The organism is Empedobacter sp. UBA7494 (assembly GCF_002478465.1).
Lineage (GTDB): Bacteria > Bacteroidota > Bacteroidia > Flavobacteriales > Weeksellaceae > Empedobacter > Empedobacter falsenii_B.
Genome location: NZ_DLOC01000076.1, coordinates 18,586 through 34,336 on the forward strand (window position 1 = coordinate 18,586; position 15,751 = coordinate 34,336).

General features: G+C 32.7%; 15 protein-coding genes. 8 read left to right on the top strand and 7 right to left on the bottom strand.

Annotation, left to right across the window (positions count from 1 at the left end; genetic code table 11):
* The first annotated feature begins 46 nt into the window (after positions 1–46).
* From B4E95_RS09175 to B4E95_RS13080, 4 genes are all read left to right on the top strand, one after another.
* A complete protein-coding gene (locus tag B4E95_RS09175) occupies positions 47–823 on the top strand; it encodes a class I SAM-dependent methyltransferase (RefSeq protein WP_038337006.1) in 777 nt (258 codons plus the stop codon).
* A gap of 57 nt (positions 824–880) precedes the next feature.
* Positions 881–1,597: an iron-sulfur cluster repair di-iron protein gene (ric, locus tag B4E95_RS09180; RefSeq protein WP_171622912.1), complete on the top strand. Its 717-nt coding sequence runs from the start codon at positions 881–883 to the stop codon at positions 1,595–1,597.
* 132 nt (positions 1,598–1,729) lie between these two features.
* On the top strand, positions 1,730–3,451 hold the full coding sequence (locus tag B4E95_RS13075) for a TonB-dependent receptor domain-containing protein (protein WP_349680112.1): 1,722 nt from the start codon (positions 1,730–1,732) through the stop codon (positions 3,449–3,451).
* Complete coding sequence (locus B4E95_RS13080) at positions 3,399–4,130, top strand: outer membrane beta-barrel protein (protein WP_349680113.1); 732 nt, start codon at positions 3,399–3,401, stop codon at positions 4,128–4,130. Before B4E95_RS13075 ends, B4E95_RS13080 begins: the two co-directional genes overlap by 53 nt.
* A gap of 90 nt (positions 4,131–4,220) precedes the next feature.
* Here B4E95_RS13080 and B4E95_RS09190 read toward each other — a convergent pair whose 3' ends face one another.
* The 7 genes from B4E95_RS09190 to B4E95_RS09220 form a co-directional block, all read right to left on the bottom strand.
* The gene (locus B4E95_RS09190) at positions 4,221–4,880 is read right to left on the bottom strand and encodes a YggS family pyridoxal phosphate-dependent enzyme (RefSeq protein WP_291091278.1); all 660 of its coding nucleotides are present in this window, start codon (positions 4,878–4,880) and stop codon (positions 4,221–4,223) included.
* Between the two features lie 2 nt (positions 4,881–4,882).
* The gene (locus B4E95_RS09195; protein WP_291091279.1) at positions 4,883–6,130 is read right to left on the bottom strand and encodes a DUF1015 domain-containing protein; all 1,248 of its coding nucleotides are present in this window, start codon (positions 6,128–6,130) and stop codon (positions 4,883–4,885) included.
* Between the two features lie 33 nt (positions 6,131–6,163).
* Positions 6,164–7,114 (bottom strand): D-2-hydroxyacid dehydrogenase, encoded by a 951-nt coding sequence (locus B4E95_RS09200; RefSeq protein ID WP_291091280.1) that lies wholly within the window; start codon positions 7,112–7,114, stop codon positions 6,164–6,166.
* Positions 7,115–7,194: 80 nt separating this feature from the next.
* Positions 7,195–8,265: a 3-phosphoserine/phosphohydroxythreonine transaminase gene (gene serC, locus B4E95_RS09205; RefSeq protein ID WP_291091282.1), complete on the bottom strand. Its 1,071-nt coding sequence runs from the start codon at positions 8,263–8,265 to the stop codon at positions 7,195–7,197.
* Between the two features lie 162 nt (positions 8,266–8,427).
* Positions 8,428–9,687, bottom strand: coding sequence for an aminotransferase class I/II-fold pyridoxal phosphate-dependent enzyme (locus B4E95_RS09210; RefSeq protein ID WP_291091285.1), 1,260 nt, complete (start codon positions 9,685–9,687; stop codon positions 8,428–8,430).
* A 94-nt stretch (positions 9,688–9,781) separates the two neighbouring features.
* Positions 9,782–10,819: a PLP-dependent cysteine synthase family protein gene (locus B4E95_RS09215; RefSeq protein WP_291091287.1), complete on the bottom strand. Its 1,038-nt coding sequence runs from the start codon at positions 10,817–10,819 to the stop codon at positions 9,782–9,784.
* A 129-nt stretch (positions 10,820–10,948) separates the two neighbouring features.
* Positions 10,949–12,103, bottom strand: a complete 1,155-nt coding sequence (locus B4E95_RS09220) for a GlmU family protein (protein WP_291091289.1) — start codon at positions 12,101–12,103, stop codon at positions 10,949–10,951.
* 161 nt (positions 12,104–12,264) lie between these two features.
* On the opposite strand from B4E95_RS09220, the gene aroB reads away from it, so the two are divergent.
* The 4 genes from aroB to B4E95_RS09240 are packed head-to-tail and all read left to right on the top strand — an operon-like array spanning position 12,265 to position 15,614.
* A complete protein-coding gene (gene aroB / locus B4E95_RS09225; protein WP_114999381.1) occupies positions 12,265–13,317 on the top strand; it encodes a 3-dehydroquinate synthase in 1,053 nt (350 codons plus the stop codon).
* Positions 13,305–13,841, top strand: coding sequence for a peptide-methionine (R)-S-oxide reductase MsrB (gene msrB / locus B4E95_RS09230; RefSeq protein ID WP_409410639.1), 537 nt, complete (start codon positions 13,305–13,307; stop codon positions 13,839–13,841). Before aroB ends, msrB begins: the two co-directional genes overlap by 13 nt.
* A 45-nt stretch (positions 13,842–13,886) precedes the next feature.
* Positions 13,887–14,273 (top strand): hypothetical protein, encoded by a 387-nt coding sequence (locus B4E95_RS09235; RefSeq protein WP_147279964.1) that lies wholly within the window; start codon positions 13,887–13,889, stop codon positions 14,271–14,273.
* A 9-nt stretch (positions 14,274–14,282) separates the two neighbouring features.
* Positions 14,283–15,614, top strand: coding sequence for an MATE family efflux transporter (locus B4E95_RS09240; RefSeq protein WP_291091291.1), 1,332 nt, complete (start codon positions 14,283–14,285; stop codon positions 15,612–15,614).
* Positions 15,615–15,751 lie beyond the last annotated feature (137 nt).

Sequence of the window (15,751 nt, forward strand, 5' to 3'; positions counted from 1 at the left end):
ATAAAAAGGTCTTTTTATTTCAATTGAAAATAAAAAACTTACTCAAATGAAAAATGATACAATTGATAAAATGTCTGGACATTGGCTCCTTGCTAAAATAGGAAAAAAAGTACTAAGACCTGGAGGAAAAAAGTTGACAAATGAAATGGTTGAATTGTTAGATATCAATACAAATGATGCGATTGTAGAATTTGCTCCTGGGCTTGGTTATACCACTTCTATTGTACTTGACAAACAGCCAACATCATACATTGGAATTGATTTAGACGAAAAAATTATCGAGAATTTAAATCAAAAATTTGATAATCAAAAAGCTGTTTTTCAATTAGGAAATGCTGCTGACACAAGACTTGATGACTGTTCTCAAACTAAAATTTTTGGAGAAGCTATGCTAACGATGCATGCCAATCATCGTAAAAGTGAAATCATAAAAGAAGCTCATCGTGTTCTAAAAAAAGATGGATACTATGCAATTCATGAATTAGCATTAAAACCGAATAATATTTCAGATGAAATCAAAAAGAACATTCAAAAAGAGCTTGCAATTACGATGAATGTTAATGCAAGACCATTAACAGTTGAAGAATGGAAAATTCTTGTAAAAGAAGAAGGTTTCGAAATTATTGAAATTAAAACAGCTGAAATGCGCCTGCTTGAACCTTCAAGATTAATTGATGATGAAGGATTTTCAGGGTTTTTAACTATCATAAAAAATATTGCAACTCAAACAGAAGTGAGAGAAAGAGTAATAAAAATGAAGAAAGTTTTCAAAAAATACGAAGAACATTTGTGTGCTTTTGTCATGATTGCAAAGAAAAAATAATAATGCTAAAAGGCTCAAAAAAAATTTAATTTAATAAAAGATAAAAAGTATTCTATTATGGACATAAAAACAGATTTAATCGGAGAAATGGTCTCAGAAGATTTTAGAACTGCGGCGATTTTCAAAAAACATGGCATTGATTTTTGTTGCCGTGGTGGAAGAACCATCGAAGAAGCCTGTGAAAATAAAACTACAGATGTAAACAAAGTGTATAATGATTTGGAAAATTTACCTTCTCAAACCGAAGCTTCAATTGATTTTAAATCGTGGCCATTGGATTTGCTAAGTGAATATGTTGAAAAAATACATCATGCTTATGTGGAAGAAAAAATACCTGTTTTACTCGCTTTCTTAGACAAATTATGCAAAGTTCATGGTGAAAGACATCCAGAACTTTATGAAATAAACGCTTTATTTAATCAAACAGCTCAAGATTTGAGTGCTCATTTAAAAAAAGAAGAATTAATTCTTTTTCCATTTATCAAAAAAATGACTCATGCAAAGAAAAGAGGAATAGAATTAGAAGTTCCTCATTTTGGTACAGTTGAAAATCCAGTTCACATGATGGAACATGAACATACCGCAGAAGGTGATCGTTTTGCAAGGATTGCAGAACTTACCAATCATTACACTCCACCAGCAGATGCGTGTAACACTTATCGCGTGACCTATGCAATGTTAGAAGAATTCGAGAATGATTTGCATACTCATATTCACATCGAAAACAACATTCTATTTCCAAAATCTATTCAATTAGAAAAAGAACTTAAATAAGTTTATTCACTCCCAATAATCCCCTTATTGGGAGTTTTTGATTCTTTAATTCATTATCATTTAAGATATTTTCACTTATAGTTTTGTAACTTTTTGATGATTGATGCGTCCTATTTGTAAACAACCCTATAAATGAAAAAATATTTTCTTCCAATTATTTGTATTGTATCTGTTCATACTTTTGCTCAACAAGAAATAAAAGGAACTTTTCAATATACCAATCAAGCTCCAATAGCGTTAGCAGATGTAATCATTTTTCAAGGCGAAAAAATTATAGATGAAATTTCTACTGACGAAAATGGGCACTTTACGGTTATTTTAGAAGAAGGAACTTATACGTATAGAATTGAAGAAGCTGGAATTTTACTTCATTCATCCTCTCTCACGATTATGAATCATACGGATTTAGGAATTATTTTAGTTCCTAAAACAGAGAATGTATCGTTAAAAGAGGCTGTCGTAACTGGCCAAAAAAAATTAATTGAAAAGAAAGTTGATCGAATCATTTTTAATCCAGAATTAGCCGAAGGCGCAAAAGGAGGAAATGCCTTAGATGCGTTAAAACTTGCACCACGTATAAAAGTTGAAGAAGCTACAGATGCGATTTCTATCATTGGAAAAGGTTCTGTAAGTGTGATGATTAATGATCGTTTGATGCAAATGAGTAGTGAACAATTAGCCAATTATCTAAAAACTATTCGAACAGAAGATATTGAAAAAATAGAAGTTATCACCAATCCACCTTCAAAATACGATGCAACTGGAAATAGTGGAATCATTAATATCGTATTGAAAAATGCAAAACAAGAAAGTTTCAATGGCTCTATTTCAAGTTCTTATAGTCAGCAAAAATATCCAGGTTTTAACTTAAATGGGAATATCAATTACCGAAAAGGAAAATGGACCTTAACCTCGAGTGTTTATAGTGGTGTTGGAAATTGGTACAATGAAAGTGAAAATTCGACTATTTATCCTGATCAGAAATGGTTGACAAACGGAAAAAATAAAAATGAGAACCAGTATTATGGTGGAAGAATTGGTATTGACTACCAACTAAAGGATTTATTCATTACAGGATTTAACTTTGACTATTCTGATGGAGATGGGATGAACAAAGGGAATTCCATCACTTCTATTTTTGATTTAACAAATAATACCTTAAACCGATATATGACAACCAACAGAGATGGTACGACTTGGGATTGGGGGTATCTTGGATTGAATTATCATATCATCAAAAAATTTAAACAAGAAGGAAAAAAGTTAACATTTGACTTCGATTATTCGAACAATATAAACGATAACAACAGCAAAAATATAAACAACGAATTTGATTCAGATTGGAATCTAATTGATAATAAATACGACAACAACTATAGTTTATCAGAAAGTTCATCGGATCGATTTAATGTAAGTCTTGATATGGAGCATCCTGTTAATTCGTGGAAAATGAATTATGGATCACGTTTGCGTTGGGCTAAAGATAAAGCAGACAATCACCGTTACTCAAAATCAAATCCAACTGAAGATTTCCAAGAAGATGTTAATTTCTCGAATAACTATCAATATAACGAAAATGTGTATGCACTTTATTATTCAGTCGAACGAGAATTAAATGAAAAATGGACAGCTAAAGTTGGTTTACGTTACGAACATGCACAATCAAAAAGTATAATGGATGATCCGCAATATAATTACAAAAAAGAGTATGACGGTTTATACCCTACTGCCTATTTGATGTATCAATCTTCGGAAAATCATTCGTTACCTAAACTATTCGCGCCGTGTAGATCGACCATTTATTTGGTATTTAAATCCGAGAACAACCAAACAAAACAAGTACAGTTACTATGAGGGAAATCCAAATCTAACACCTTCTAATTCTAATAATTTCGAATTAGAACATGCCTATAAAGATTTATTTGTATCGAGTATCTATTACAGAAATGCAACTGATCTTTTTGAACAAGTCGTTATCTATGATCCTGAAACGAAAATTTCGCTTTCTAAACCATTTAACATCGGAAAAACATATAGTATTGGATTTAGTGAAAACATCAATGTAAAACCATACAAATGGTGGAAAATAAATGCTTCGGCAGATGTTTATTATCGCAAAACCACAAGTAAAATTCCTGAAATGAACTATACATTAGATGGTATGAATGGTGAATTTAGAATTACAAATAATTTAGATTTAAACAAAAAGAAAACCCTTTTTGCAAATTACTCGTATTCGTATTACACAAAAAGCACAGATGGCTTGGATAAATTTGGAGATTTCACGCGACATAATATTGGGTTAAGAGCAATGGTTTTTCAAAAGAAATTGCAAATCTCTGCCAATATTTCTAACCTTTTCGAAAACAAAAATGGTTCATACACAAGCATTTCTAATAATGTTATAAATACTGGTGTAAGCCAATCTTACAGAACGTACCGAATTGGAATAAGTTATAATTTTGGAAAACAATTCAAAATAGAACGATCAAAATCTAACCAAGAGCAAAGCGGAGGCGTAGGAAATGGTTAACATATAAAAACTTTTTAATCAAAACTAAAAATACAAAAACCCTAAAACTTATCATTTTAGGGTTTTGTTATTTTAAAAAAAATTAGTCCATTATATGGAATAATTACGATGTCCAAAAATTGAACTTCCAATGCGAACCATTGTACTACCTTCTTCTATCGCAATTTGGTAATCACCTGACATTCCCATGGATAAAATAGTTATATTTTCAAAATTATTTTTCAAGAAATCAAAGTTAGATTTTAAAGAAAAAAACTCTTCTCGAATTTGATTTTTATCTTCCGTAAACGTTGCCATACCCATCAATCCAACTACGCGAACATTTGGCAAATGCTGAATTTCTTCTTGCATAATTTGTCGAATTTCTTTTTGATCCAAACCAAATTTAGTCTCTTCATCTGCAATAAATTGTTGCAACAACACATCAATTACGCGATTATTTTTTTCGGCTTGTTTGTGAATTTCTTTCAACAATTTTAAACTATCAACTCCGTGAATCAAATGCACAAAAGGCGCCATATACTTCACTTTGTTGGTTTGCACATGACCAATCATATGCCAACGTATATCCTTTGGAAGAACTTCGTATTTATCGCACATTTCTTGAATCTTGTTTTCACCAAAATCTCGCATTCCAGCCGCATAAGCTTCTTGCAAATCCCCCACAGGTTTTGTCTTAGAAACCGCTACCAACGTCACATGAGCAGGAATTGTAGCTTCTATTGTTTTTAAATTTTCTTGAATACTCATTTTTATTCTTTCAAATCAAATACAGCAAAACCGCTTAATGGTTTTGGTTCGATATATGTACTTTTTGGTGGCATTTTAAGCCCTAAATCCGCAATCAATTGCAAATCCTTCACATCCACTGGATAAAAAGCAAAAGCAGCAATATAATCGTGATGATCAACTTTATTTTTAAGCGCTTCTACCCCTTCTCTATTGCGCGTACCACATTCGTAATGAATGCGTTTATCCTTTTTAGAATCTTGAATATTTAGAATTGGTTTCATCACATTTTCTTCGAAAATATACGTATCCAATTCGCTTAAACCTTCGGTTGTCAATAAATTATTTTTTACATATAAACTATAAAATTGACCATTTAAATACATCACAATATGATGTTTTTTGGTTGGCACAACTAATTCATCACCTTTCGGAATAATTTCAAAATCAACTTCTAAAGCAGTTAAAAACGCTTCTGGAGTTAAGCCATTTAAATCTTTAATTAATCGATTATAATCATTGATAATCAAATCTTCATTCGAAACTAAAAGTGCTAACGTATAATTAAACGCTTCATCACCATAGACTTCATCTTTCGAATTTTCAACCGCAAATTTTGTGTATCGTTCCGAACTTTCCATACGATGATGTCCATCTGCAATATACAATTCGTCCAATTTCTCAATTGAATCTTTTAATTGTTTTAAATTCAATCGATTATCGACTCTCCACAACAAATGTTGCGTTCCGTTTTCTTCTTCTATTTTCAGAATCGGTTTGCGTTTCATTTCCGTATCAATCAACAAATCAACGCGTTGAGCAGGTTTATAGGTCAATAAAACAGGCTCCGCATGGAAGTGAGATTCCTTCAAATAATCAGCAAATAATTCCACACGACGTTCCAATGTTTCTTCGTGCTTTTTAATTTTATTTTGACGATAATCATCAATATTCACCAAGCCCAAAAGTCCTTTTGTTTCGCGTCCATCAGGCTGTATCACTTGATAAATATAAAAAGAAGACTTGTCTTGCGTTAATATTTTTTTCGAAATAAAATTCTCGAAATTCTCGCGAACTTTTCTGAATTTTTCTTTCGGATCTTGAATCGTTTCGTCCCAAGTTGGCAAAATAATATGCAAAAAAGAGTCTTCTCTGTTATTGATATAATAGTCCAATTCTTCTTTCGAATATTGATTAACGGCAAGCGTCACAAATTCTTGAGAAGTTTCTTCTGTAGGTCGAATTCCTTTGAATGGTTTAAATTGAGGCATTTTGAATAGTTTTAGATAGAATGAAACTCAAAATTATTTTCCGTAAATCTCAACGATTTGCGAAGCTAATTCAGTTCCAATTCTGTCCTGCGCTTCATTCGTAGAACCTGCAATATGAGGAGATAACGACAACGATTCGTTCATCAACAAGCCCATTTCTGGTGTTGGCTCATTCTCAAAAACATCTAAAGCCGCACCAGCAACTTTACCATCTTCGATTGCATCAACTAACGCTTTTTCATCAACAACTCCTCCACGAGCCGTGTTAATTACAATCACGCCATCTTTCATTTTTGCAAATTCTTTCTCACCCAAAATATATCCCTCTTGCGCTGGAACGTGCAACGAAATGAAATCTGCTTTCGTAATTACTTCATCAAAATCAACAGAAGTGATTGTAAACGTTAATTTTTGACCATCAAAAAATTCTAATTCGATGTCACGTGTTGCAGGAAATTTATCATACACTAAAATATTCATTCCTAAACCAATCGCTTCACGAATTACTTCTACACCGATACGACCAAAACCGATCACACCCATTGTTTTCCCTCTCAATTCGATTGCTTTTGCATAAGCTTTTTTCAATCCATTGAAGTTAGAATCTCCTTCTAAAGGCATACTACGATTGGCTTGATGCAAATTACGAACGATAGAAAACAAATGCGCCACCACAAATTCTGCTACCGATTGAGAAGAAGATGCTGGCGTATTAATGACTTGAATTCCTTTTTCGCGTGCATAAGCAACATCGATATTATCCATACCAACTCCACCACGACCAATAATTTTAAGATTTGTCGCATCAATCAAAGGTTGACGAACTTTAGTCGCAGAACGCACTAAAAGTACTTCGATTCCGTTTTCGTTGATATAGTTTTCTAATTGTTCTTGTGCTACGTGAGCAGTTATTACTTCGAAACCTTTTGCTTCTAAAGCTTCTATTCCTGCCTTAGAGATTCCGTCGTTTGCTAATATTTTCATGTTATTATTATAGAATTAAGATGTGAGATTTTAGATAATATATTTCTCAATACTAATATCTAGCGTCTAATATCTGCTGATTAACCAAATTTTTGTTCAAATTGTTTCATTACTTCTACCAAAACTTGAACAGATTCTAATGGTAAAGCGTTGTACATTGACGCACGGTATCCACCAACATCGCGGTGACCAGCCAAAGAAACAACTCCAGCTTCTTTTAACATTGCGTCAAAATCAGCTTTGAAATCTTCATTATTTAAGACAAAAGTGGCATTCATTTGAGAACGATCTTCTGTTGCAGCAGTTCCTGTAAATAATCCGTTACGATCAATTTCAGCATACATTGCATCCGCTTTTGCAGTATTAATTTTTGCAATCGCTTCTACTCCTCCTTGCTCTTTTAACCATTGTAAATTTAACATGACACCGTAAATTGCAATTACTGGCCAAGTGTTAAACGATGATTCTTTTTTGATATGTGTTTCGTAGTTTAAATAATCAGGAATATTACGTCCTGTTTTACCTAATAAATCTTTTTGAACGATTGCGACAGCAGAACCCGCAGGTCCCATATTTTTTTGAGCTCCAGCATAGATTACTCCAAATTTAGAAACATCAATTGTGCGAGATAAAATATCCGAAGACATATCGCAAACCATTGGAACTGGAGAATTTGGAAACTCTTTCATTTGTGTTCCAAAAATAGTATTGTTTGATGTGCAGTGGAAATAATCTACATCTGAAGGAACAGTATATCCTTTCGGAATATAATTATAATTTTGATCTTTTGAAGAAGCTATAACTTCAATTTCTCCGAAACGCTTCGCTTCTTTGATAGCATTTTCTGCCCATTTTCCTGTTTGTGTATAAGCTGCTTTTCCGCCTTCTTTCAATAAATTGTAAGCTACAGTAGGAAATTGCAATGAAGCTCCGCCTTGCATAAAAACTACGTCATGCGTTTCTGGAACATTCATCAATTCTTTTACCAACGCTCTTGCTGTATCAATCACTTCTACCGCATCTTTGCGACGGTGAGAAATTTCTAAGATTGATGTTCCTGAATTGTTGAAATCTAAACAAGCTTGAGCCATTTTGTCAAAAACAACCTGTGGTAAAATGCATGGTCCTGCACTAAAATTGTGAATTTTCATAATTAAAATTGTTGTGTGTTTGTGTGTTTAATTTGTAAACAAATATAGTAAATCAAATGTGGAAAGAAGGGAATAATTACTTAACTTTTGAACAGAATACAAACAAAAAACCCTAAACTTATTCAGTTTAGGGTTTTTCTATTATTTGATTGAATATTTATTTTAGTATTGAACAAAATCAACATTCAATTCTTCTGCTTTGCGTTTGTAATATCCGTCAGCTAATTTATCTTTAATCTCAGCAAATGAGTTTAACGTATATTCGATGTGCTCGTCTTCGTGAGCAGCAGTTGGGATAATACGGAAAATAATCATTCCTTTTGGAATAACTGGATAAACTACTACAGAAACGAAAATACCATATTCTTCGCGCATTTCTTTGGCTAATATAGTCGCTTCAATAGGAGAACCATTCAATACGATTGGTGTAACACAAGTATCAGATCCACCGATATCAAATCCTCTTTCTTCTAATCCTTTCTGAATTTTTTCTACATTGTGCCATAACTTATCTTTAAGCTCAGGATGAGAACGTAACAATTCAAGACGTTTTAAACCTCCGATTACCATTGGCATTGTCAATGATTTAGCGAAAATTTGAGAACGTAAGTTATATTTTAAAATACGGATAATATCTTTGTTACCAGCGATAAATGCTCCAAAACCTGCCATAGATTTTGCGAAAGTTGAGAAATAGATATCAATTGCATCTTGACAACCTTGCTCCTCTCCAGCTCCAGCTCCTGTTTTTCCTAAAGTACCAAAACCGTGTGCATCGTCCACTAATAAACGGAATTTGTATTCGTCTTTGTAAGCCGCAATCTCTTTCAAGATCCCTTGTTTACCTGTCATTCCGAAAACACCTTCTGTAATCACTAAAATTCCACCGCCTTGTTTGTCAGCTAATTTACGTGCACGAGCAATTGTTTTTTCAAAACTTTCGATGTTGTTGTGTTGGTAAATAAAACGTTTACCAAAGTGTAAACGAACTCCATCAACAATACAAGCATGACATTCAGCATCATAAACGATTACATCATTTTTAGATACTAAAGCATCAATTGTAGATACCATACCTTGGTACCCGAAATTCATTAAATAAGCAGATTCTTTTTGAACGAAATCAGCTAATTCTTGCTCTAATTGAGCGTGATAATCTGTTTGACCAGACATTGCACGAGCTCCCATTGGATAAGCCATACCATATTGTGCCGCAGCATCAGCATCTGCTTTACGAACTTCTGGGTGATTAGCTAAACCTAAGTAGTTATTGATTGACCAAGTAATTACTTTTTTACCTTGGAATTCCATTACGGGTCCAATTTCTCCTTTTAACTGTGGAAAAACATAATAACCTTCACCATAATCAGCGAATTGACCTAATGGTCCAGGGTTCTGTTTTAAACGTTCAAAAATGTCCATTTTATTATAGTTTAATTTTTTATTAATTGAAAAAAAAGTAGAAAGTGAACGAACACTACCTACTTTAAATATTTAATTTTTACAAATATACGTATTATTTGATTCTTTCGACTGTTGCTCGAGCTTCTAAACCATTGAGTCTGCTATTTGTAAAGCCTTGCTCTGCCATCCAATCATCACTAAAAACTTTTGTCATATAGCGAGATCCGTGGTCTGGATACAAAATTACAACTAAAGAATTTTCGTCAAATTCTCCAGCTTCAGCCAATTGTTTATATGCTTGTGTTGCAGCACCAGAAGTATATCCTGCCATAATTCCCTCTTTCAAAGCAATTTCTCTTGTACGATAAGCAGCTTCTTCGTCTGTCACTTTGATAAAAGAATCAACCATTTCAAAATCTAAAGCTCCAGGAACTAAATTTTTTCCCATTCCTTCGATTCTGTAAGGATAGATATCATTCTGATCAATTTTTCCAGTTTCGTGATAACCTTTCAATATTGATCCATAAGCATCAACTCCGATGATTTTCACATCTGGGTTTTGCTCTTTTATATAACGTGCACTACCTGTCAAAGTTCCTCCTGTACCTGTACAACCGATTAGGTGAGTAATTTTACCCTCTGTTTGATTCCAGATTTCAGGACCTGTTGTTAAATAGTGAGCTTCTGTATTCCCTTGATTAAAATATTGATTAATATAAAGAGAATTTGGCGTTTCCGCAGCAATAAGTTTTGCTACTTCGTAATATGATCTTGGATCATCAGCAGGTACATTCGCAGGGCACAAAAATACTTTTGCTCCCATCGCTTTCAAGAATGAAATCTTTTCTGCCTTTGTTTTATCCGATACCGCTAAGATACATTTGTACCCTTTTACGATAGCCACCATAGCTACAGCAAATCCAGTGTTACCTGAAGTTGTTTCTACAATCGTAGCACCAGGTTTTAATAGACCATTTTTTTCAGCCTCTTCTATAATATGTAAAGCTATTCTGTCTTTTGTTGAATGTCCAGGATTGTAACATTCTAACTTTGCATAAACTTCGCCTGGAATGTCTTGGTTAATTCTGTTTAATTGAACTAATGGAGTATCTCCAATTAACTCTAAAACGTTTTTATATTTACCAGTCATTTCACAAATATTCTTTTCTAACAAAAAGCAAAATTAAGGATTTTTTAATTAATTGTTAAAAGATTAACACGTAAAATTAATCATATTACAATTTTAAACTTAAATTCTTATGATTTACTCGTTATTAAATTAGTTATTATTTAAATTAAAAATATGTTCTAAAATTCTTTTATCAGCAAGTGTAAAAGCAATTTTTCTTCTTTCCATCATTTTTTCTGCAGCTTCACAAGCTTTATCAAAATTAAAAACAGGAGCGTCTGATTGTCCACCCCAACTATAATGTTTAATCATATTTGGTGGAAAACCTGATTGAAAAACGTTCGCACAAACTCCAACAACTGTACCAGTATTAAATTGTGTATTGATTGCAGATTTAGCATAATCGCCCATTATTAAACCACAAAATTGCAAACCTGTTTTTACAAATCTTTTTTGGTTATAACTCCATAACTTTACTTCTGCATAATTATTTTTCAAGTTTGAGTTATTTGTATCCGCGCCTAAATTGCACCATTCTCCAATTACAGAATTCCCTAAAAACCCATCATGTCCTTTATTTGAATATGCTATTAGGATTGAATTATTTAATTCACCACCAACTTTACAAAAAGGACCAATCGTACAACCAGCATATATTTTTGCACCCATATTTATTTTTGCATGCTCGCATAAAGCTAATCCGCCACGAATCATAGAACCTTCCATAATTTCGGCATCTTTTCCAATATAAATTGGACCTTCTGATGCATTCAAAATAGAAAATTCAACTTTCGCACCTTCTTCAATAAATATATTTTCGGGAGCTAAAACTTGGTTGGTTGCTGATATTGGTTGAGAAGTTCTACCTTTTGTAACCAAATCAAAATCAAATTCAATTGCTTGAAAATTGTATGTAAACATATCCCAAGAATGTTGTAGATGTATTACTTCATCTTCAAATTGAATAATATCTGATGTGATTTTTGGAGTTTCTTCAGTTGATTTAACTGCTACAAGTTGATGGTCAAAAAGTAGGGTTTGGTTTGATTTTAAATTCTTTATCGCTTCAATTAATTTTTCATTTGGAAAAAAAGTTGGGTTGATAAATGTATTTTCTGTTTGAAGTTTAGCAGGAAATTTTTCTTGCAAATAAGATTTCGTTTGATAAGAAACCTCTGTATTTAGTATTTTTTCCCAACGTTCTGCAAAACTCAATATTCCCATTCTTAGGGCAGCTACAGGTCTTGTAAATGTTAGGGGCAAAAAATCTTCCCATTCTTCGCCATCAAAAAGAACTATGTTCATTGATCTATGAATTTGTGCAAATTTAAAAATAATTATTTTATAAGTCGATAATATCAATATAGATTCTATCGACAGCCCTCCTAAAATAAATCATTCAAAATATTTGGTTGATCTAAAAAGGTCGTCGTAATTTTAGGCACATTTTAAAAACATTTTTCATTTTGAAATCAGCTCCGATTCATTTTGGTTCAATCGCATATATTTTAGACGATTACCTTGCAAATAACACTTTTTCTTCTATCTTCTTTTTGGTAGATGAGAACACTCATGTGCATTGTTTACCGCTATTATTAGCCGATTTGGACAATATTTCTGCTTACGAAATCCTTGAAATTGACTCTGGAGAAGAAAATAAAAACATCGATACCGTAACTAATCTTTGGTTAGCATTAAGCGAATTGGGTGCAGATCGTCATTCATTAGTTATTAATGTTGGTGGTGGAGTTTTAACCGATATGGGAGGTTTTATGGCTTCTACTTTCAAGCGTGGAATCAAATTCATTAACATTCCAACTACGTTATTATCGCAGGTCGATGCTTCTGCTGGCGGAAAAAATGGAATTGATTTGGAAGGAATGAAAAACATGATTGGGACATTTACACAACCAGAAATGGTGTTAGTTGATCCTAAATTTTTGTTGACATTAGAGCAACGTCAAGTAAAATCTGGCTTAGCCGAAATGTTAAAACATGGTTTAATCAAGAACCGTGATCATTGGGATAATTTGGTTCAATTACCTTCGCACGATGCCGAATCTTTGGCACCATTTATCATGGATTCTATTCATATCAAAGAAAATGTGGTTGACAATGATCCATATGAAAAAGGTGAACGCAAAATTTTAAATTTTGGTCATACAATAGGTCATGCTATAGAAAGTGAATCCTTAGAAACTGATTTTCCGCTTTTACATGGAGAAGCAATTGTAATCGGAATGATTATTGAGACATTCCTTAGTTATGATCAAGAATTAATTTCTAAAGCTGATGTGGAGGAAGTTTGCGAAAGTTTTTCGTCAATGTATGCATTAAATACAATTGATATGAAAATTTTTCCGAACTTAATGGAATGGATGAAACACGACAAAAAAAATCAAAACAATTCAATCAACTTTAGTTTGATCAACAAGATTGGAAATTGTCGTTATGATGTAGTTTGTACTGAAGAAGAAATCAGACAAGCTTTTGAAAAATATAATCAATGGATTGCCTAAAAAAATATACTTCTTTTTTTGTTGTTGGATTAATATTGAGCCTTATGGTTTCTTGTACATCTCAACAAAAAAAAGAAGATGCTAAAGTAGAACAACCTTCAAACACCGTTACGATGAACGAAAAACCTCAATTCAATATCAATAAATCAGACGAAGAATGGAAAAAAGAACTTTCTTCTGAAGAGTATTATGTTTTAAGAGAAGCTGGAACAGAACGTCCTTTTACAGGAAAATTTAACATGCATTTCGAGAACGGAATTTATACATGTAATGCGTGTGGAGAAGAATTGTTTTCTTCTTCTTCTAAGTTTGATGGACATTGTGGTTGGCCAAGCTTTGACAAAGAAATTAAAGAAGGTAAAATCGTAGAACGCGTAGACACTTCGCACGGAATGAAAAGAACAGAAATTCTTTGCGGAAATTGTGGAAGCCACTTGGGACACGTTTTTGATGATGGACCTACAGAAACTGGTTTACGTTATTGTGTGAATTCGCTTTCATTAGATTTCAAACCTGTAAAATAAAATCAAAAAGCTGTTTCGACAGCTTTTTTAATGCAAAAATACTTTATGAAAATACTTCGTATAATTATCGTTCTTATCTTATTGTTATTAATTTATAACGGTGTTTACAATTACAATTTAATGGTGAATATAAGAACAACCGATCGCCCGATTAATCCATTACGCTATATCTTTTTCGGTTTTTATTTCTTCTTAATTCTGTTGAATTTGATTGAATATATTCGAGGAAAATTTACATACGGATCATTCAAAAAAGTAATTTATTATTTGATTTTCGCTGGATATTTAGCGTGTATTTTCATGTTCAAATACAACGATTATCACATTCCTGGCTTACCACTTTTAGGTTATTTCACATTGGTCGGAACTACCTTATTTATGTTGAGTCAAATCATCAAAAACAAACCACCATACAAACGCGTAAAAAAATAATTGTTCGAAATGAGTTTGGTTTCGGATAGAATTACGTTCAAACAAATTAATCAATTAGCGATTCCTGCGATTTTTTCAGGGATTGCCGAATCTCTTATTACCTTAACCGATATTGCTATGGTAGGTAATGTAAAAGAATATTCGGTCGAAGCACTTGCTGCGACTGGTTTAGTTGGTTCTTTTCTTTCAGGAATTATTTGGATAGTTGCCCAAACCAAAACTTCTATTTCGTCTTTGGTTTCGCAAAGTTTTGGAGCAAATAAATTGGATAGTCTCAAAACTTTAGTTCCGCAAGCGTTGTATTTCAATCTATTTTTGAGTTTACTTATCTTTATACCAACGTATTTTTTTGCACAAAATCTATTCGAACTATACAATGCAAAAGATTTAGTTCTTCAATTTTCGGTCGATTATTACAAAATCAGAGCATTTGGTTTTCCATTAACACTTATTTCATTGACACTTTTTGGTGCTTTTAGAGGAATGCAAAACACTATTTGGGCAATGAAATGTAGTTTAACAGCTGCTTTTGTTCATGTCTTTTTAGACTATATTTTAATTTTTGGAGTAAATGGGATAATTCCTGCTTATCATATCAAAGGCGCTGCCTATGCAAGTCTTATTGCACAATTGATAATGGTAATTATGGCGTTTTACTACTATTTCACGAAAACTTCATTTGGGTTAAATCCAGGAAAAACCATTCATCCACTTTTTAAGAAATATGTCAACTTAAGCTTCAATTTTATTTTACGAACAGCTTCGCTTAATGTTGCATTTTTTCTTGCCAATTCTTACGCCACCGATTATGGAAAAGATTATATCGCCGCGCAAAGTATTTTGATGAATATTTGGTTATTCTTTTCATTTTTTATTGATGGTTATGCAGGTGCAGGAAATGCTATGGCAGGACGATTACAAGGCGAACGAAATTATCCTAAACTTTGGATTTTAAGCAAAGATATTTCCAAATATTCTGTTTTAATTGCGTGTATTTTAATTACTATTTGTTTCATTTTTTACAATCAAATTGGGCAAATTTTCAATCAAGACCCGAATGTTTTGACTATTTTCAACTCTGTATTTTGGATGGTTTTATTAATGCAACCAATCAACACATTGGCTTATATTTTTGATGGTTTTTTCAAAGGAATGGGCGATGCAAAACTCTTGCGAAACAACTTAATTGTCGCAACATTTCTTGGTTTTCTACCAACCATTTATCTTGCAGATTACTTTGGTTTAAGTATTTATGGAATCTGGATTGCATTTGGCATTTGGATGTTTTTGCGCAGTTTTCCGTTGATATATATTTTTAGAAAACGAGTTTTGAATCAATAAAAAAAGTCGCATTAAAGCGACTTTTACAATTTATCTAAATTCTATTTTTCCTAAAGCGTAGAAATAGAAGCTTGTTGAACTTTTCCGTTGATATAAATTTTAGAAAAACGAGTTCTATCTGTAATCTTCCCTAAAAA

Coding starts and splice junctions, on each gene's coding strand:
- B4E95_RS09175 (WP_038337006.1), top strand. CDS start 47: ATGAAAAATGATACAATTGATAAAATGTCTGGACATTGGCTCCTTGCT.
- ric (WP_171622912.1), top strand. CDS start 881: ATGGACATAAAAACAGATTTAATCGGAGAAATGGTCTCAGAAGATTTT.
- B4E95_RS13075 (WP_349680112.1), top strand. CDS start 1,730: ATGAAAAAATATTTTCTTCCAATTATTTGTATTGTATCTGTTCATACT.
- B4E95_RS09190 (WP_291091278.1), bottom strand. CDS start 4,880: ATGAGTATTCAAGAAAATTTAAAAACAATAGAAGCTACAATTCCTGCT.
- B4E95_RS09195 (WP_291091279.1), bottom strand. CDS start 6,130: ATGCCTCAATTTAAACCATTCAAAGGAATTCGACCTACAGAAGAAACT.
- B4E95_RS09200 (WP_291091280.1), bottom strand. CDS start 7,114: ATGAAAATATTAGCAAACGACGGAATCTCTAAGGCAGGAATAGAAGCT.
- serC (WP_291091282.1), bottom strand. CDS start 8,265: ATGAAAATTCACAATTTTAGTGCAGGACCATGCATTTTACCACAGGTT.
- B4E95_RS09210 (WP_291091285.1), bottom strand. CDS start 9,687: ATGGACATTTTTGAACGTTTAAAACAGAACCCTGGACCATTAGGTCAA.
- B4E95_RS09215 (WP_291091287.1), bottom strand. CDS start 10,819: ATGACTGGTAAATATAAAAACGTTTTAGAGTTAATTGGAGATACTCCA.
- B4E95_RS09220 (WP_291091289.1), bottom strand. CDS start 12,103: ATGAACATAGTTCTTTTTGATGGCGAAGAATGGGAAGATTTTTTGCCC.
- msrB (WP_409410639.1), top strand. CDS start 13,305: ATGGATTGCCTAAAAAAATATACTTCTTTTTTTGTTGTTGGATTAATA.
- B4E95_RS09235 (WP_147279964.1), top strand. CDS start 13,887: ATGAAAATACTTCGTATAATTATCGTTCTTATCTTATTGTTATTAATT.
- B4E95_RS09240 (WP_291091291.1), top strand. CDS start 14,283: ATGAGTTTGGTTTCGGATAGAATTACGTTCAAACAAATTAATCAATTA.